The sequence below is a fragment of the Micromonospora sp. ATCC 39149 genome (genome assembly GCF_000158815.1).
Lineage (GTDB): Bacteria > Actinomycetota > Actinomycetes > Mycobacteriales > Micromonosporaceae > Micromonospora.
In genome coordinates this window covers 231,071-248,663 of the sequence record NZ_GG657738.1, presented here as the reverse complement: position 1 = coordinate 248,663, position 17,593 = coordinate 231,071, and the positions used below count along the sequence as shown (strand labels likewise).

General features: G+C 72.2%; 14 protein-coding genes and 1 pseudogene. 5 read left to right on the top strand and 10 right to left on the bottom strand.

Annotated features, from left to right (window positions below):
* Positions 1-48 precede the first annotated feature (48 nt).
* The 5 genes and pseudogenes from MCAG_RS34245 to MCAG_RS01085 all read right to left on the bottom strand — a co-directional run bounded on the left by MCAG_RS34245 (position 49) and on the right by MCAG_RS01085 (position 7,039).
* Entirely contained in the window at positions 49-2,466 is a 2,418-nt protein-coding gene (locus MCAG_RS34245; protein WP_050777810.1) for an SDR family NAD(P)-dependent oxidoreductase, read from the bottom strand.
* Positions 2,467-2,494: 28 nt separating this feature from the next.
* Positions 2,495-3,172, bottom strand: coding sequence for a ketoacyl-synthetase C-terminal extension domain-containing protein (locus MCAG_RS34240; protein WP_232290336.1), 678 nt, complete (start codon positions 3,170-3,172; stop codon positions 2,495-2,497).
* A 167-nt stretch (positions 3,173-3,339) separates the two neighbouring features.
* Positions 3,340-4,146, bottom strand: a pseudogene (locus MCAG_RS34235) (beta-ketoacyl synthase N-terminal-like domain-containing protein); the annotation flags it as partial.
* Positions 4,143-5,126, bottom strand: a complete 984-nt coding sequence (locus MCAG_RS01090) for a hypothetical protein (RefSeq protein WP_007071154.1) — start codon at positions 5,124-5,126, stop codon at positions 4,143-4,145. The gene MCAG_RS01090 and the pseudogene MCAG_RS34235, both read right to left, overlap by 4 nt.
* A complete protein-coding gene (locus tag MCAG_RS01085) occupies positions 5,123-7,039 on the bottom strand; it encodes a CRTAC1 family protein (RefSeq protein WP_232290029.1) in 1,917 nt (638 codons plus the stop codon). The genes MCAG_RS01090 and MCAG_RS01085 overlap by 4 nt, the downstream gene beginning before the upstream one ends.
* 638 nt (positions 7,040-7,677) lie before the next feature.
* On the opposite strand from MCAG_RS01085, the gene MCAG_RS01080 reads away from it, so the two are divergent.
* Both MCAG_RS01080 and MCAG_RS01075 read left to right on the top strand, forming a co-directional pair.
* Positions 7,678-7,992, top strand: a complete 315-nt coding sequence (locus MCAG_RS01080) for a hypothetical protein (protein WP_036371831.1) — start codon at positions 7,678-7,680, stop codon at positions 7,990-7,992.
* Positions 7,993-8,165: 173 nt separating this feature from the next.
* Entirely contained in the window at positions 8,166-9,719 is a 1,554-nt protein-coding gene (locus MCAG_RS01075) for an NAD(P)-binding domain-containing protein (protein ID WP_007071151.1), read from the top strand.
* A gap of 3 nt (positions 9,720-9,722) precedes the next feature.
* Here MCAG_RS01075 and MCAG_RS01070 read toward each other — a convergent pair whose 3' ends face one another.
* From MCAG_RS01070 to MCAG_RS01060, 3 genes are all read right to left on the bottom strand, one after another.
* The gene (locus MCAG_RS01070) at positions 9,723-10,322 is read right to left on the bottom strand and encodes a nitroreductase family protein (protein ID WP_036375903.1); all 600 of its coding nucleotides are present in this window, start codon (positions 10,320-10,322) and stop codon (positions 9,723-9,725) included.
* A gap of 145 nt (positions 10,323-10,467) precedes the next feature.
* Complete coding sequence (locus tag MCAG_RS01065; protein WP_007071149.1) at positions 10,468-11,586, bottom strand: glutamate--cysteine ligase; 1,119 nt, start codon at positions 11,584-11,586, stop codon at positions 10,468-10,470.
* A gap of 145 nt (positions 11,587-11,731) precedes the next feature.
* Positions 11,732-12,898 (bottom strand): M20/M25/M40 family metallo-hydrolase, encoded by a 1,167-nt coding sequence (locus MCAG_RS01060; protein WP_007071148.1) that lies wholly within the window; start codon positions 12,896-12,898, stop codon positions 11,732-11,734.
* Between the two features lie 237 nt (positions 12,899-13,135).
* Here MCAG_RS01060 and MCAG_RS01055 point away from each other — a divergent pair, with 237 nt between their 5' ends.
* On the top strand, positions 13,136-13,687 hold the full coding sequence (locus MCAG_RS01055) for a carboxymuconolactone decarboxylase family protein (protein WP_036375898.1): 552 nt from the start codon (positions 13,136-13,138) through the stop codon (positions 13,685-13,687).
* A 51-nt stretch (positions 13,688-13,738) separates the two neighbouring features.
* Here MCAG_RS01055 and MCAG_RS01050 read toward each other — a convergent pair whose 3' ends face one another.
* On the bottom strand, positions 13,739-14,674 hold the full coding sequence (locus MCAG_RS01050) for a hypothetical protein (protein WP_007071146.1): 936 nt from the start codon (positions 14,672-14,674) through the stop codon (positions 13,739-13,741).
* Positions 14,675-14,832: 158 nt separating this feature from the next.
* Here MCAG_RS01050 and MCAG_RS01045 point away from each other — a divergent pair, with 158 nt between their 5' ends.
* Entirely contained in the window at positions 14,833-15,678 is an 846-nt protein-coding gene (locus tag MCAG_RS01045; protein ID WP_007071145.1) for a maleylpyruvate isomerase family mycothiol-dependent enzyme, read from the top strand.
* 131 nt (positions 15,679-15,809) lie between these two features.
* On the top strand, positions 15,810-16,994 hold the full coding sequence (locus tag MCAG_RS01040) for an acyl-CoA dehydrogenase family protein (RefSeq protein ID WP_157548330.1): 1,185 nt from the start codon (positions 15,810-15,812) through the stop codon (positions 16,992-16,994).
* 126 nt (positions 16,995-17,120) lie between these two features.
* Here the strand turns inward: MCAG_RS01040 and MCAG_RS01035 are convergent.
* Positions 17,121-17,593, bottom strand: a 473-nt coding sequence (locus tag MCAG_RS01035) for a glutamate synthase-related protein (RefSeq protein ID WP_036371828.1), incomplete at its 5' end; no start/stop codon positions are given.

Below are 17,593 nucleotides of genomic sequence, written 5' to 3'. Positions count from 1 at the left end.
GGCACCGGATGTGCGGATAGTCCTCGCCGACCTTGGGAAAAAGGTCGGTCATCCAGTCGTTGGCCGTGGCGTAGTGCCCTCACCGCGCAGCCCGGCCCGGCCGATGATGCTGCCGAAGGTGACCAACAGCCGCAGCGTGTGTGGATCGGTCGCGGCGAGCACGGCCTCCAGTCCGTCGATCTTCGGGGCGAGGGTCCGCCGGAACGCCGCCTCGTCGAGGTTGGCCACCGCCGTCGGCTCGTTGCGGCCGGCGCCGTGCAGCACACCGGTGACCGGGCCGAGGACCCGCTCGATGTCGCCGACGGCCGCCTTCACCTCGTCCAGCGCGGTGATGTCCGCCCGGGCGTAGTGGAAGCGCACCCCGGCGGCGGTGAGCCGGTCGAGGTTGGCCGCCAGCTCCGCGTCGGTCGCCGGGTCCGAGCGGCCGATCAGGCCGACCGCCGCGAGGGTGTCCCGCCCCAGCGCCAGGGCGCACTCCGCCGTGATGCCCTTGCCGCCGCCGGTGACCAGCAGCACGTCCTCCACGCCGAGCCCGGGCCCGCCGTTGGGCGGCAGGGTCGCCGGGCGCAGCACGGGCACGTACCGGTTGCCGTCGGCGTCGTAGTGGATCTCGCTGAACCCGGCCGTGGCGGCCACGTCGGCGACCACCCGGGCCACCGTGGCCGCCACCGTCTCCTCGGACGGTTCGTCGGAAAGCGGCAGCGTGACCACCGTGGTGGTGATCTCCGGGTGTTCCTGGTGCAGCGTCTTGGCCAGGCCGGCGGCGTTGCGCCGGTCGCCCACCGCGACGAACCGCACGGCGGTGCCCTGCGCCAGCGCGGCCCGCGCCGCCCGCAGCATCACCGGGATGTGCTCGGGCTGGCAGTCGCGCGGCAGGCACAGCAGCACCCCGTCGCCCACCCGGGCCTGTTGCAGCGCCGTGCGCAGCGGCTCGGCGAGCGCGCTGCGCCCGGCGGCGAACGCCTGCCATCCCCCGTCGACCGGGGCGCCCACGCGTGGCCCCACCTCGGTGGGCACCAGGTCGATGGCGAACGCCCGCACCCACGGGGCCACCCCGGCGACCGACGTCTCCTGCTCGTCCGCGCCGCCGACGCCGCCCGCGGCATCGTCGAGGATCTGCGCGATCTCCGCCACCGTGGCGGTGGCGTAGCTGGAGGTCAGCGTCGGCGCGGCCACGTTGAGCTCCCGGGCGGCCTGGTTGACGATCTGGCCGACGGTGATCGAGCTGAGGTGCAGCTCGTCCAGCGGCCGGCTGTCCGGCCGCACCGCCTCCAGCGGCAGCTCCGCCCGCTCGGCGGCGAGCCGGCGCAGCAGTTCCAGGCTGTCGACCGTGGCGCCGGGCCCGGACACCGCCACCGACGTGCCGGTCGCAGAGGCCGCGACGGCGGCCAGCTCCTCGGCGGTACGGGCCACCGCGAAGTCCCCGGCCGGCGCCGACTCGGCGGGGCTGGCGAAGAACCGCAGCGGCTGGCCCGGCTCCAACGGCCGGGTGAACCGGTCCTGGAACAGCGCCTCGTGGTTGACCGGCGCGCCCGCCGCGTACGCCGCGCCGACCGCGTTGAGCAGGCCCGCCAGGGAGAGGCTGTCGGTCTCCAGCGAGATCGTCGGCACCTCCGGCGCGATGTCCGCGGCCAGCCCGCGCAATACCCGCCCCGGCCCGACCTCCAGCAGCAGGTCGGCCTCGTCGGCGAGGCGACGCACCGCCTGGGTGAACCGCACCGGGTCCAGCACCTGCCGACGCAGCAGGTCCGGCACGTCGGTGTCGGCCGGCAGCACGTCCCCGGTGACCGTGGAGACCATCGTGGCGGACAGCGGCGCGAAGGACTCGCCGCGCAGGTGCTCGGCGAACGCGACTGCCGCCGGGGCGACGGCCTCGGAGTGGAAGGCGTGCGACACCGCGATCCGGGTCCAGAACAGCCCGGCCCGCTCGGCCAGAGCGCCGACCCGCTGCACCGCCTCGACCGGGCCGGAGACCACGGTCTGCTGCGGGCTGTTGTAGCCGGCGATGACCACCGGCGTGCCGACCAGCAGCGGCTGCACCACCTCCGGGGCGGCGGAGATGCTGGCCATCGTGCCGTCCCCGGCGCTTGCGTCGGCCATGATCCGCCCGCGTACGCCGGCGGTCGCGATCAGCGTCTGCTCGTCCATCGCCCCGGCCCAGTGCAGCGCGGTCAGCTCGCCGAGGCTGTGCCCGGCGGCGCCGGTCGCCCGTACGCCGAGCATCGACAGTGCCCGCAGGCCGGCGACCGACGCGGTCACGATCCGTGGCTGCGCCACCGCCGTGGCCACCAGGTCCGCGCCGGGCGGCGGCTGGTGGGCCTGGTACAGCGCGTCGATCTCCTCGAACCGGCGGCGCAGCGCGCCGCCGTCGGCCCGCCGGCCCGCGCCCTGGCCGGGGAAGAGGAACCCGATCCGGGGGGCGGGGCCCGCCGTGCCGAGGAAGACGCCACCGGCCGCGTCGATCACCCGCTGCTCGCCGGCGTCGACAGGTCGATCAGCCGCTCCAGGCGCTGCCGCGCCTGCTCGGGCGAGGCGACACACGCCGCCCGCACGGTCGATCGGTCAGCTTTCCGGCCAGGGTCGCTGTCAGGTCACCAGCTCGGTCGTACGAGAGCGACGGTCTACGCGTCAGATCCGACAGCCGCGAGCGAAGCTCCTGCGGGGGACGCGCGTCGAACATCAGCAGCTCGGTGTCCTGCCGGGAGCGCACCAGCGCGGACGTCGACGCCCCGATGCGGGTCCGCCGGCCGCTCTCCGCGCTCTCGAGCACCACGTGGGCGTTGATGCCGCCGAAGCCCATCGACGACACGGCCGCCCGGACCGGCTTGTCGGCCGGCCACAGCTCCGCCGTGGTGGGCACCCGCAGGGCGGGCTGCTCCACGTCGAGCACCGGGTGCGGGTCCACGTGCCCGGTGGCCGGGGGGATGACCTGCTGGCGTACCGCGAGGATCGCCTTGAGCAGCCCGGCGACCCCGGCGGCGGCCTTGGTGTGTCCGAAGTTGCCCTTCACGGTGCTGATCGCGGCGGGCGAACCGGTCGGGTCGGCCTCCTGCCGGGCCTCGGTGAACGCGCGCAGCTCGGTGGCGTCGCCGACGGCGGTGCCGGTGCCGTGGCCCTCCAGGTAGGACACGGAGTCGATGCCGAAGCCGGCCCGCTCGTACGCCCGACGGATGGCCAGCCGGTGGCCGCTGGCCTCCGGCCGGGGTGATGCCGCCCTTGCCGTCGGAGGAGTAGCCCCAGCCGGCGATGACGGGCGTGCCGGCGCAGGCCGCGCGCCACGGCGTCGGAGTCGCGCATCAGCACCAGCATCCCGCAGCCCTCGCCGGGCCAGAACCCGTTGGAGTTGCGGTCGTACACCCGCATCTCGCCGGTGGCCAGCGCGCCGGTCTTGGCGAAGCCGATCACCTCGAACGGGTCGATGCTCAGGTCCACCCCGCCGGCGACGGCGGCGTCGAGGTCGCCCCTGGCCAGGGCGTTGCACGCGGTGGCGACCGACAGCAGCGACGACGAGCATGCGCCGTCGACGGTGTAGCCGCCGCCCTTGAAGTCGAAGTGGTTGCAGACCCGGCCGGCGATGGTGTTGGCCAGGCCGCCGGCCAGGGTGTCCTCGTCGATCGGCGGGAACGGCGCCTTGTACCGCGGCTCCAACTCGTCGAGGAAGGTGCCGACGGCGGCGTCGTCCCAGCCCTGCTCGCGCAGCGCCGCGCCGACGGTGCGCCGCACGTACGGCCAGCGCAGCCGCAGCAGGTTGGCCCGGCTGAACTCGCCGGTGAGGGTGTTGCCGATGACCACGCCGGTGGTGGCCAGGGGCAGCCCCTCGCCGTCGGCGAAGCCGGCGTCGGCCAGGGCCCGGGCGACGGTGTCCAGGGCCAGCCAGTGCGTCATGTCGGTGGACCGGAAGGTGCTCCCGGCGATCTTGTACTTGACCCGGTCGAACTCGAAGCCCTCGATCACGGCGGCCTTGGCCGAGTAGAACCGGTCGGGCGCGGCGGGGTCGGGGGAGTAGTAGTCCTCTGCGTTCATCCGCTCGTCGGGCAGCCGGCGGAACGCCCGGCGGCCGGTGAGCACGTTCTCCCACAGTTGGTTGGGGTCTTCCGCGTCGGGATACCGGCAGGCGATCCCGACGACGGCGATGCGCTCGCTCACGCGATGCTCCTGGGGGTATCGAGGGTCAGCGCGGTGGCGGCCCGGGACTTCTTGCGCATGTCCGCGATCCACCAGCCCACGCCGCGGATGCCGCAGACGACGACCACCGCGAAGAAGAGCGTGTAGACGACGTTGAACAGCATCAGCACGCCGTAGGCCATGGCCACCCCGGAGCCGAACATGAACTGGTTCATCGGCTTGACCGGGGTGGTGCCCGGATCGGTGATCATGTAGTTGGTGAACAGCACGAAGGCCACACCGGTCATCACGGCCAGCGCCGAGAACAGGGCCACGTCCCAGATCCAGGCCCGCAGGAACGCCTGGATGGCGAAGCCGCCGAGCCAGCCCACGATCAGCGCGACCTTGCGGGTCAGCAGCGCGTTGATCACGGTGCCGGCGGTGACGATGATGATCGGGATCATGATCCGGAAGTACGTGTTGGCGTTCTCCGTGAACTGGTACGGCGGGGCGATGGAGATCCAGGAGCCGAAGCAGACCAGCGCCACGGTGATGCCGAAGTTCGACGGGTTCATGTAGTGCCGCATCCGGCCGTAGACCGGGGCCTGGAAGACGTACTTGCCGGTCACGCCGACGATCACGGCGAACGCGATCGGCAGGAACATGTCGTTGGCGTACAGGAGCATGTTGCAGGCCAGCGCGGTGATGTGCGAGGGCAGCAGGAACTCGTACACCCGGCGGGCGCCGCCGCCGAGGAACCGGGGGGTGTCCTTCTTTGCCCAGGCCCGGATCAGCTCGAAGCTGATCTCGGCGGCGTAGCCGGTGAGCACCGCGAAGATGGGCCACAGCCACGGCTGCTCGAAGCCGAGCAGGGTGTAACCGAAGATGTTGAAGACGCTGATGGAGATGGCGAAGTTGCGCAGCGCCAGGTAGCGGCGGTCGGGCTCGGGCTTGGCCGGCTTGGGGACGACGGGGGCCGCGGGCGCGGTGTCGATGCTGGGGGGCGGGGCGATCGTGGTCATCGGTTCGGAACCTCCTCGACGCGGTCGGTCAGCACGAGGGTGTGCGTGCCGGCGGTGAGCTGCTGGCTGGTGCTGTGCTGCTGGCCGCTCAGGTCGCGCCAGCGCATGTCGACGGTGACCGGGCCGCTGCTGGCCCCCAGCCCGAAGTGGACCTCGAAGCTGCGCTTGCCGCCGTGGCCGCTGCCGCCGTCGAGCTGGGAGATCTGCTTGCGTCCGTCCGGCGTGGTGACCGTGACGGTGGCGCCGTACGCCGGGGTGCAGAGCATCTGGTCCGCCGCCGCGCCGACCGCCGGCCGGTACAGCCGCAGGTTCAGGTAGTTGCCCTTGCTCGGCGCCTCGTTGGCGTAGAACGCCGGAGGGCCCCACTGGCGGGCCACGGCGAGGTCCAGCGCTCCGATGCCCCGGGTGTCGGCCGTGGCGATGCCCCGGGTGGGGATCGGCACGTCCAGGCCGACCTGCTCGGTGATGTTGGCGAACTCGCCGCTGGCCGTGCGGGCGAAGAACGCCAGCGGCTGGTTGCCGGCGATGTCGTCGCCGGGCTGCATGTTCGGCCACATCGCCGGGTTGGACATCAGGTCGTCGTTCATCATGGCCATCTCTTGCAGCCACGGCCAGCGGTCGATCTTCCCCTTGACGAAGCCGAGGGTCTGCACGACCTCCAGGTCACCGCTGTTGAGGAAGTCGCCGAACTTCACGTCCCAGCCCCAGCCGCTCCAGGCCAGGCCGAGCGGGCGGGCCTCCTGGGTGAACGGGGCGATGCCCTTGTCCAGCTTGGCGAGCATGTCGCGCTCGTCGCGGGCCCGGTTGATCCAGACGAAGTTGCTCTCCTCCAGGCCCCAGGCCGTGGTGATGTTGGAGACCATCATGTCGAAGCTGCCGTTGCGGTCCAGGTCGCCGAAGTCGATGCCCATGCCCTTGAACGAGCCGTTGCCGAGCACGAACGACTTGGGCGTGGTGGGGGTGCGCTCACCGACGGCGACCTTGAACTCGATGCGCCCGGGCTTGGAAACGTTGTGCAGCAGGTGGTCGTGGCCGAAGTCGTTGGCGATGTAGACGTCGGGCAGGCCCCGGCCGGTGAGGTCGGCGGCGTTGATGCCCAGCGTCCAGCCGGTCGACGCGACGAACGGGATCGCGGCGCGCTGCGGCACGAAGGACACCGACGGGTTGTCGCCCGAGGTCGCCGACTGCCAGCGCAGGACGTGGCTGCCACCGCCGTTGGTGGCGCTGGACAGCGTCTCGTTCATCTCGACGTTGTCCTGGCCCCTGGTGTTGAGCACGTCGGACTCGGGGAAGTAGTTGCCGATCACCACGTCCGGCCGGCCGTCGCCGTCGAGGTCGCTGACCAGCGAGGCGTTGGTGTGCCACTTGGGCCCGTGGTAGAGGCCGTCGGGCGAGCTCTGCGGCAGCAGTTCCTGGCGCTGGTAGGTGGCGTTGGACACCGTGGTCGCGCTGGCCTTGTGCAGGAACAGGATCGGCACCCGGCCCCAGTAGGTGACCATGAGGTCCATCCGGCCGTCGAGGTTGTAGTCGCCCGGCACGCAGCCCATCGGCGCCATGGTGTCGTCGACCGGCAGCGGCGCCGGGTCGAGGATGAACGGCGCGAACTGGTCCTCCTTCGGCGCGGTGGGCGCGTAGGTCACGACCACCTTGTCGGTGCGCACGTCCACGAAGCACAGGCTGTTGGCGCGGCCGTGGCCGGTGAGGTCGTTGACGGCGATGCTCGCCCCGACCGACGAGATCCAGGCGCGGATCTTGTGATACGAGCGGTTGACGTCGCGAATCGTTTTCTTGGGCAGCTGGTCGTAGCCGTTCGGGTAGGCGATCGGCTGCTCGGTGAAGCGGTATCGTGTGGCGGCCTCGTCGGCGCCGGCGACGGACACGCGGGTGTCGATGATGAAAAAGAGCGAGGCCACGAGTAGAATCGCGACTATTCCGGGACTGAGCGAGCGTGCGCGTTGACCCAGCACGGTACGGTCTCCTTACAACAGAGCCATCGGCTTCTGCCAAAGCCGATGGCGTGAACAGGGCAGACGGCATCACCGCGGCGGTTCTCCACGGGCGGTCCCGGGGTGCTGCGCGGCAAGGGATGGGGGAGTGTCGCCTGACGTCGGGGGCTTCGTCGACGCGGCGGGCCGACCGGAGGGGGCGTTTTCCCGGCCATTTTCCGGCGGCGGTGCAATTTGCTTTTTGGGCGTGTCTGTTTGCCTCCTGGGGCGGGCGGGAAAAGTGGATGCTCGGCGACCGGATCGGGCCAGGTTCATCGTGCGACGGTGGCGCCTGGGCGCGCTTCTTTCACATTGCTCCCGACGTTTTCGCAGCATGACGGCGGTTTAGTTCGCGTATAGCGGACGATTTGACGCGTCGGATCCCTATTGGCCGATCTCGTCGCGTTGACCCGCTGTGTCCACCCCGTCGGCGCAAGACGGCAATATGGCGACTAACTGCCGGGGGCGCGATGACTAGCGTGGGTGTCGGCGCTGCCCGAGGCGCCGCCCGGGCATCGTCCGCAGGGATCGCCCCGCCCGGGATCCCGGGAAGAAAGGAAGCCGCCGTGTCTGTCGAGGGATTCTGGAAGGTGGCCGTCGCCACCCCGTTCGGCGTCCGCCGCACCGAACTGGAGTTGTTCAGCAAGGACGGTGTCCTGCAGGGGATCTCCCGCGGCGAGAAGGAGACGCTCACCCTGAACGATCTGCGGCTGGAGGGCAACCGACTGTCCTGGTACCAGTCGATCAAGAAGCCGATGCGGATGGACCTGGTGTTCGACGTGACGATCGACGGCGACGAGATGACCGGCACCGCCAAGGGCGGCCCGATGCCGGCGGCGAAGGTCAGCGGTCACCGCGAGCCGGCCGCCCAGCCCGCCTGAGCCACCGTCCGCGTGCCCGGCCGCCCTCACCGTTCGGCGGGGGCGGCCGGCCGCCGGCGGGACCGGAACCGGTGCCGTGCCTCGGTCCTTCGGTTGCACCATCCAACCCGGATATGTATTGACTTAAGTGCATTTATCCACAATGGTCTTGGGTACTCGACGCGGGAGCATCCATGACCGACTTGCCAGAGGGCATCGAGCACCACCGTTACCTGATCATCGGCGCCGGTCCGGCCGGCCTTCAGCTCAGCTACTACCTCCAGCAGGCCGGCAGCGACTACCTGACGCTGGAACGCGCGGCCGAACCCGGCGAGTTCTTCCGCCGGTTCCCCCGCCACCGCAGGCTGATCTCCCTGAACAAGGTGCACACGACGAGCACCGACCCGGAGATCCGGCTGCGCTGGGACTGGAACTCGCTGCTGCACACCCCGGCCGAGCTGCCGTTCTCCGACTACAGTCGCGAGTACTTCCCCTCCGCCGACGACATGGTCCGCTACCTCGGGGACTTCGCCCGCCACCACGGGCTCGCCGTCCGCTACGACACGGCCGTCGAACTGGTCGCCAAGACCGACGACGGCTTTCTCGTGCGCGCCGGCGGGCGAGAGCTGCATGCCGACTGCGTGGTGGTGGCCGCCGGCTGGGGCCGGCCGAACGTACCCGACGTGCGCGGCATCGAGCACGCGATCGGCTACGAGGACATGAGCACCGACCCGGCCGACTACGCCGGCCAGCGGGTGCTGATCCTCGGCAAGGGCAACTCCGCGTTCGAGACCGCCTCGGCGATCCTCGGGCACGCCGCCATGGTGCACCTGGCCAGCCCGCGTCCCCTGCGGCTGGCCTGGAACACCAAGCACCCCGGCGACGTGCGCGGCCACCACGGCGCGGTCCTGGACAGCTACCAGTTCAAGACCCTGCACTCGGGGCTCGACTGCGTCATCGACGAGATCCGCCCGGTGGGGGACCGGTACGAGGTGAGCCTGACCTACACCCACGCCGACGGCGAGACGGCCGTGATGGAGTACGAGACGGTGCTGCGCTGTACCGGCTTCGCCATGGACACCTCGGTCTTCGCCGAGAACTGCCGCCCCGGCCTGGTGCCCAGCGGGCGGCTGCCCGCCACCCGGCCGGACTGGCAGTCGGTAAACGTCGACGGGCTCTACTTCGCCGGCACGCTCGCCCAGGACCGCGACTTCAAGAAGGCGTCGTCGGCCTTCATCGACGGGTTCCGCTACAACCTGCGCACGCTCACCGCCCTGCTGCGCGAGCGGTACGAGGGCGCGCCGCTGGCGTACGAGAAGGTGGAGGCGGACGCCGAGACGCTCACCGAGGCGGTGCTGGACCGGGTGAACTGGAGCTCGGCGCTGTGGACGCAGTTCGAGTTCCTCTGCGACGTGCTCGTCGTCGACGCGGGCGCCGGGGTGGTGCGCCACTACCACGACCTGCCCGAGGACCACGCGGTCGCGCGGTTCGGCGGCGAGAGCCACTACTACACGTTCTCGCTGCGCTGGGGCCGCGACGCGTACAGCGACGTGTTCGCCATCGAGCGGCACCCGCAGCCCGACCGGGCGGCCGAGAGCGCCTTCATCCACCCGGTGGTGCGCCGCTACCGGGGCGGGGAAGTGGTCGAGGAGCTGCACCTGCTGGAGGACCTGCTGGCCGAGTGGCGCCGGCAGGACCGGCACGTGCAGCCCCTGCGCGACTTCTTCACCGTGGACCTGGGGCGGTGAGGTCTACCGGCGGACCATGACCTCCGAGAGCGCCTTGCGGGTCAACTGCGGGACGGTGACCCCCTCGGCCGGGTAACCGACCGGCATCACCAGACAGGCGCGCTCCTCGGCCGGGCGCTCGCAGATCTCGTTGAGGAACCGCATCGGGCTCGGCGTGTGGGTGAGCGTGGCCAGCCCGGACAGGTGCAGGGCGGTGATCAGGACGCCGACGGCGATGCCGACCGACTCCTTGACGTAGTAGGGCTTCGGGGTGTGCGGTCCCTGGTGCACCTCGAAGACCACGATGACCACGGGGGCGGTCTCCAGGAACGGCTTCTGCCAGTCGGTGCCCATCGGGGCCACCGCCTCCAGCCACTCGGTGGAGGCACGGCGGGTGTAGAACTCGATCTCCTCGGCCTCGGCGGCCTCGCGCAGCCGCCGCTTTCGCTCGGCGTCGGTGACCACCACGAAGCGCCAGGGTTGCAGGTTGGCGCCGCTGGGGGCGGTCGCGGCGGCCCGAACGGCCTCCTCGACGACCTCCAGCGGCACCGGCTCGGCCGAGAAGTGCCGCACCGACCGGCGGGCCGCCATCCGGTCGGCGAAGTCCCGGGCGGTGCGGTTCATCAGCGTGGGATCCAGCCGTCGCAGGTGGAACGGGGTGGTCGCGATCTGGTTCACGGGAGCCTCCATCGGCAGGTCGGGGCCTCTCCAGCATCACCCACGCCACCCACCGCCGGTTGTGCGCGATTGCCCAGATCGCCGGCCGGGATCAGCCCGCCGTCCGCTCCGCCAGGTGGTCGACGACGTCGGTGAGCGTCCCGCCCCGGCGGACGACCGCCCGCTGGTGCCGCGCCCCGGTGCCGTCGGTGCCGAGCCGCTCCAGCCACTGCGCGACGGGGTCGTAATCGCCGTGGGCGCGCAGCACCGGCTCCACCGTGTCCAGCAGGTGACGGGCCAGCTCCGCCGCCGGCCGTAACCGGCCCGTGCGCGGATCCAGGCCCTCGCCGTCCAGGCCGTCGCGGGCCGCCCGCCAGTAGCCCACCCGCAGCAGCTCCCCGGCGACGTGCGGGGCGGGTTCGCCGGCGTCCATCACCGCCGCCAGGTGCACCACGAGGGCCCGCACCAGCGCCGCGTACCGCGCCGAGTCCTCGGCGGTGACGGCGGAGTCGGCGACCCGGACCTCCAGGGTCGGGTGGCGCTCCGAGGGGCGTACGTCCCAGAAGATGGTGGCCCGGTCGACGAGGGCGCCCGCGTCCAGCAGCCGCCGCACCACCTCGTCGTAGTGTTCCGCCGAGTCGAACACCGGCGGCGGCCCGGCCACGGGCCACCGGCCCCAGACGGTGGTGCGCCAGCTCGCGTACCCGGAGTCGCGGTCGTCCCAGTACGGCGAGTTCGCGGTGAGGGTCAGCAGCAGCGGCAGGTACGGCCGCAGGTGGTTGCCGACCAGCACCGCCCGCTGCCGGTCCGGCATCTCCACGTGCACGTGCAGCGCGCACAGCGCCAGCTCGTCGTGCAGCCCCCGGTACGTCTCGGTGCCCCTGCTCTGGCGCGGGCCGACGGTCATCGGTGGCGGCACCGCCCCGGCGACGGGGGCCGTGCCGGTGGCCACCACCCGCAGCCCCGCCGCCCGTGCGCAGTCCGCGACGACCTTGCGGGCCTCATCGAGCTGGTCGGCCAGCTCGCCGAGCGTGCCGCAGGCGTCGGTCCGGGTCTCCAGTTGCAGGGTGGTGATCTCCCCGGACACCCGATCCCCGAGCGACGCGGACGCCGCCGCGACGACCTCGGCGGCCCGGGGCGCCGGGGCCCGGGTGACGGCGTCGACGACGAGGAACTCCTCCTCCACCCCGAAGCGGGGCGGCGAGGTGGGCGGGCGCGTGGTGGGGGTCATGGGGATCTCGTCCTCCCGCTCGCTGCGCCGGCGGCCACGCCAGGTGGCATCGCCGGCGGATGGGCAGCGGCGCGGGGGTCGGGCGCGCGCCGACTCGGCACACCATTATGGACGGTGGGCCGGCCGGGGGGAGGAGCGACGCGCGTCACAGGCGCGCGGGGACGCCCCGACCCGCGCCGACCGGGCCCCGCCGCTGCCGGGTGAGCACGCCCGCGATGGTCGCGGCGAGCAGGGCGGCGCGGTCGGGAAGCTGGCTGACGTCCACCCACTCGGTGCGGGCGTGCGACCCGCCGCCCACCCCGCCCAGACCGTCGAGGGTGGCCACGCCCAGCGAGCCGGTGAAGTTCGCGTCGGACGCGCCGGCGGCGTGCGCGGCCTCCACCGGCGGCAGGCCCAGCTCGCGGCCGGCCCGCCGGGCGATCTCCAGCAGTGGCGTCGCCACCGCCTCCTGGAGCGGGTACCGGTTGATCCCGCCGCCCACCACCAGCGCGGCCTCGGCCAACTGGGGGGTCAGCGCGCGGATCAGGCCGTCCACCCGGTCGAGCTCCTCGCGCGTCCAGGCGCGCACGTCGACGCAGAACGTCGCCGACTCGGGCACCTGGTTGCTGATGCTGCCCGCGCTGAGCACCGTCGGCGTGACACTGGTGCCCTCGGCGGCGAACGCCCGTACGGCGAGCACCTGGTGGGCCAGCTCGACCGCCGCGTTCACCCCCCGGTGCGGCTCCACGCCCGCGTGCGCGGCCCGGCCGCGTACGGTGATCTCGTATCTCGAACCGCCCTTGCGGGCGACCTTGAGCGCGCCCGTCTCCGTGGCCGGCTCGGCCACCAGCACCGCCCGCGACCGCCGGGCCTGCTGCTCGATCAGCGGTCGGGACGTCGGTGACCCGCTCTCCTCGTCGCAGGTCAGCAGCACCCCCACCCGGGAGGTGTCGGGCAGCAGCGACAGGGCGGTGACCAACTGCACGATGCCGGACTTCATGTCGCACACCCCCGGCCCGGTGGCGATGTGGTCGGCCAGCGCGAAGGGCCAGTCCCGCGTGGTGCCCTCCGGCCACACCGTGTCGTAGTGCCCGAGCAGCAGCACCCGCTGGTCCTCGGCCTGCCAGAGCAGGTGCGGCAGCCCGTCGCGGGTCACCCGCACGGCGGGCCGGCCCAGCACCGGGCTGATCCAGCTCTCCAACAGGTCGGCGCAGGCGTGCAGGCGCCGCACGGCGCCGGGTGGGGATTCGGCGTGCACAAGCTGGCGAAGTCGGTCCACCATGGCCCCGGCCTGTGCCTGGGCCTCGTGCCGTATGTGCGTCGTGTCGACCATGGAGCAGATCGTGGCAGCGGTTCGTACGCAGCGGCAATACGCATGCGTGCCCTGCTCGTCGCCCTCCGTGTCGGCCCAGGTGTCGGCGCCGCGGACGGCATTTTCGAAGAATTCGTGGCCCGCGGCTCCGGCCGGCAGTGGGCACGGTGGAAGAAGCGGGTGGGCCGCCGGGACGGCACCATGCGCAGCAGGACCGCGTTGCCGCCGGCCGCGGCCTGTCACGCCGAGGAGAGACACGTGGCACACATCGATCTGGGCCTGGACGAGACGCAGTACCCGGGGATCAGCGGGCTCATGCGCTACCGGCCGGAGACCGCCGTGGCGCTCAACGCCCTGGCCGAGGCGCTGCTGCACGCTCCGCACCCGACCCTCACCGCCGGTGAGCGGGAGCTGATCGCGGCGTACGTCTCCGGGCTCAACGACTGCACGTTCTGCTGCTCCTCGCACTCGGCGTTCGCCGCCGCCCAACTCGACGGCGGCATGCCGCTGGTGCGGCAGGTCCGTGCGGACCTGGACACGGCCGAGATCTCCGCGAAGCTGCGCGGCCTGCTGCGGATCGCCGCCGCGGTCCAGTCCGGCGGTCGCAACGTCAGCGGCGAGCTGGTCGACGCGGCGCGCGTCGAGGGCGCGACCGACCTGGAGATCCACGACACGGTGCTGATCGCCGCCGCGTTCTGCATGTTCAACCGCTACGTCGACGGGCTTGGCACCCGGCTGCCGGAGGACCCGGTCGCCTACACCGAAACCGCGCAGCGGATCAAGGTCGACGGGTACGTCGGCTCGGCCTGACCGGCCCCGATACGGCGGGCGCGGCGCTGCGCCCGCCGGCACGACCGTCGACTACCCGTTGTACGGCATGGTGGGGAACCAGCCGTAGCCGAACATGGCGGGCAGCCGCACGTCCCAGTAGACGACCATGAACACACCCAACGCGATCAGCAGCGCACCGGTCACCGCGGCGGTGCGGGCCGGGCTGGCGGCGAGCCACTGGACGAACCGGCCCCGGGTGGCCACGATGACCAGGGCGAACAGCGCCGCGACGATGGCGATGTTGCCCAGCGACTGGAGCACGAACGCGCCCGCGCCGTACAGCGGGTTGCCGGTGTCCACCGCCCAGTGGAACAGCTTGTTGAACAGCGGGTACGGCCGGCCGATGAGGAACCCGCCGACCAGCGCGCCGAGCACCACCACCCGGGCGACCGGGCGGTGCGCGAACGGGTCGGGCAGCGCGCCGAGCGCGGCCAGCCCGAGGTAGACGAAGGCGAGCCCGATCACGCCGAAGACGACCATCGACTGGACCAGGCGCATCGGCAGCCCGTCGACGGTGCCGGTGGACAGCTGCGGCAGCCGGTCGCCGAGCAGCACGCCGACGAAGCCGTACGCCGCGGCGACGGCCACCATCCCCACGGTGAGCCAGCCGACCGGCCGTAGCAGGACGCGCAGCCCGGCCCGGGTCGCACCGGTGCCGCCGGCCTGGCTCATCGGGCCGACCGCGGCGGCCATCGCGATGTTGCACGCCGTGAACGTGCCGGCCAGACCGGAGACGAACGCGAACACCAGGCCCGCGACGGTGCCACCGATGGCGGTGGTCTTCGCGTCGTGGCCCAGCAGGGTGTTGGCGACGTTGTCGCCGATCACGTGGTCGACGAACTCGTACGACCACAGCACCGCAAGCAGGACTCCCGCCGCGACGCCGCCCAGGACGATCCGCCCGCGCGTGCGCGGGTGGGTGTGCGCGGTGACGTGGACCGCGCCTCCAGTTTCGGTGGCTGTCATGGATGGATTGTGGGGACGGGTCGCCCGGTTGACTTCTTCCGTGTTGCCCGATCCGAGCCGGGCGCGACGGCGGGGCCCGGACAGCGCGGTGGGGCGCGTGCGACAGGACGGCAACCTCGAACAAGTGATCGCGTGCCTCAGTCCTCCATCGTGGACACATGTCGGTCACTCCGCACCAGTGGCGTCGCGTCCGCACCTCCGTGCCCGTCGTCCTCGGGCGCCTGCTCGACCTCGTCTCCGACGCCCCGCCCGATCGCCCCGCCACCGCGCACTGGACGGTGGCGGACACCATGGCGCACCTTTGCGGCGTCGCCGCGATGGGCCTGGCTCTGGTCCGGGGCGCCCCACCGGACCTGCCGGTGCCCGGCCTGCTCGACCTGCGCCGGCGCACCACGGTCGACACGATCTCGGTGATGAACGCCGAGGTGCTGCGGCACTTCACCGAGCGGCGGCTGCCGGTGCTGGCCGACCGGTTGCGCGCCGACGTCGAGGAGGTGCTGCGGGCAGCGGGGGAGGCCGGGCCCGAGCACGAGGTGTCCTGGCTGGGCGGGGCCCGGCTGCCGGTCACCGGGCTGCTGGCCCACCTGCTCAACGAGCTGAACATCCACTCCTGGGACATCGCCCGGGCGATCGGCCGGCGCTGGGTCATCGACCCCGCCGACGCCGCGCTCTTCGTCGACCTGTTCATGGTCGGCATGACCCGCCGGGGCTACGGCCGGCTGCTGGACCGGGACGGCCCGGCGCATCCGGGAGTGATCTCGGTCAACTTCCGGCACCGCTTCGGCCCCGAGGTGACCATGACCCTGGTCGACGGGCGGGTGACGGTGGGCACGCCGCGGGCACGCCCGGACGTACGGATCTCGTTCGATCCGGCCACGTTCACACTGATGCTGTTCGGTCGGGTGCACCGGGTACGCGCGGTGCTCGCCCGCAAGGTGTCGGTCGGCGGGCGGCGGCCCTGGCTGCTGCCCATCTTCCTGCGTACCATGCGCCTGCCGTCCTGACCTGGGCCGTCGTCCCTGCTGGCGGTGGAAACGGCACGGGGCGCAACCCAGAAGAAGTGCCCGTATGTCGATCGGTGCGACCGTGGGACGGACAAGGTTCACAAGACCGGAGAGCCCTTCCCAAGGAGGAACTGGTGACGATCACCGAAACCCCCACGCGCGAGGAGATCCTCAGCCGCGTCGGCAAAGCCGAGCCGGTGCTCCGGGAGCACGTGGCCTGGTCGGAGGAGAACCGCCGCCTGCACGAGGCGACAGTCGAGGCGATGGCCGAGGCCGGCATCTTCCGGATGCGGGTGCCCAAGCGCTACGGCGGATACGAGTGCGACGCCGCCACCCTGGTCGAGGTCGGTACGGCGCTGGGCCGCATCGACGGCTCGGTGGCCTGGGTCGCGATGGTGAACTGGATCCCCACGTACCTGGTGTGCATGTTCCCCGACGAGGTGCAGGACGAGGTGTTCTCGACCCCGGACGTGCGGGTCTGCGGAACCAACGCCCCCAAGGGCACGATGGTCCCGGTCGAGGGCGGCTACCTCCTCAACGGCCGGTGGCCCTTCGTCAGCGGCGCGCACCACGCGCACTGGATGGAGGCCGCGGCCGTGATCCTGCGCGACGGCGCCGAGCCGGAGCCGGTCATGACCATGGTCCCGATGTCCGACATGGAGCTCGTCGACGACTGGCACACCACCGGGCTGCGCGGTTCCGGCAGCATCACGACGGTGGCCACGAACGTCTTCCTCCCGGCCGCGCGGGTCATCCCGCTGGGCGCCGCGCTCGCCCCGAACACGCTGTCGGCCACCAACCGGAGCATCCCGATCTACTCCACCCCGGCCACGCTGGTCGCCGCGGTCTCCGGGGTCGGCATGCTGGCCGGGCTGGCCAAGGCGGCGTGGGACACCTTCTTCGACCGCTTGCCCGACCGGAAGATCATCTACACCGACTACCCGAGCCAGGCCGAGGCCCCGCTGACCCACCTGCGGGTCGGCTCCGCCGCCCACAAGATCGACCAGGCGGTGTTCCACGCCCGGCGGATCGCTGAGGTCGTCGACCACAAGGCGTTCAGCGGCGAGGCGTGGACGGTCGAGGAGCGGGTCCGGGTGCGCGCCGACCAGGGCGAGGCGGCCCGCCTGGCCAGGGAGGTCGCGGACATCTTCCAGATGGCCAGCGGCGGCACCTCCATCTACAGCGACGTCCCGATCCAGCGCATCGTGCGGGACATCACCTCCGCCGCGCTGCACGGCCTCGTCGTCCCGGACGTCAACACCGAGCTGTACGGCAGGGTGCTGTGCGGACTGGAGCCCAACACCCTCTACATGTGACGTCTCCGCGCCGACACATGTGAATCCTCCGCGCCGAGCCGGCTCTCCCACCAACACCGCCGGTGGGAGAGCCGGCGCTCCGCCGGTGCCAGTCGACGGCGCTGGCGTGAGTCGACGGCGCTGGCCTCAGCGGACGGCGGTGGGGGAGGGCGTCGCGGTGCCGCCCCTGGGCGCCTCGGTGGTCATCAGCCGGACGATCTGCGCCCGGTCGGCGGCCGAGGGCAGGCCCCAGTCCGGGCGGTAGCCGTACACCTCGCGCAGCGGCGTGGACGAGGTGCGTCCGTCGAGGATCTCCACCGCGTCGGTGTCGATCAGCCCTGGGTGCTCCACCCCGCACGCCTCGGCCACCTTCACCAGGTCCCGGCGCAGGGTCCGCAGGTAGTTCGCCGCCCGCACCGACTTCAGCGTCGGGTCCAGCCCCCGGGCTAGCCACGGGTGCTGCGTCGCCACCCCGGTCGGGCAGGTGTCGGTGTGGCACTTCTGGGCCTGGATGCAGCCGATGGCCAACATCGCCTCCCGGCCCACGTTGACCATGTCGCAGCCGAGCGCGAAGGCCACCACGGCGTTGTCCGGCAGACCCAGCTTGCCGGCACCGACGA

Bases quoted from the DNA above. Each gene is read 5' to 3' on its own strand.
- MCAG_RS01090 (WP_007071154.1), bottom strand. From the start codon at position 5,126: ATGACCACGATCGCCCCGCCCCCCAGCATCGACACCGCGCCCGCGGCC.
- MCAG_RS01075 (WP_007071151.1), top strand. From the start codon at position 8,166: ATGACCGACTTGCCAGAGGGCATCGAGCACCACCGTTACCTGATCATC.
- MCAG_RS01070 (WP_036375903.1), bottom strand. From the start codon at position 10,322: ATGAACCGCACCGCCCGGGACTTCGCCGACCGGATGGCGGCCCGCCGG.
- MCAG_RS01065 (WP_007071149.1), bottom strand. From the start codon at position 11,586: ATGACCCCCACCACGCGCCCGCCCACCTCGCCGCCCCGCTTCGGGGTG.
- MCAG_RS01060 (WP_007071148.1), bottom strand. From the start codon at position 12,898: ATGGTCGACACGACGCACATACGGCACGAGGCCCAGGCACAGGCCGGG.
- MCAG_RS01050 (WP_007071146.1), bottom strand. From the start codon at position 14,674: ATGACAGCCACCGAAACTGGAGGCGCGGTCCACGTCACCGCGCACACC.
- MCAG_RS01045 (WP_007071145.1), top strand. From the start codon at position 14,833: ATGTCGGTCACTCCGCACCAGTGGCGTCGCGTCCGCACCTCCGTGCCC.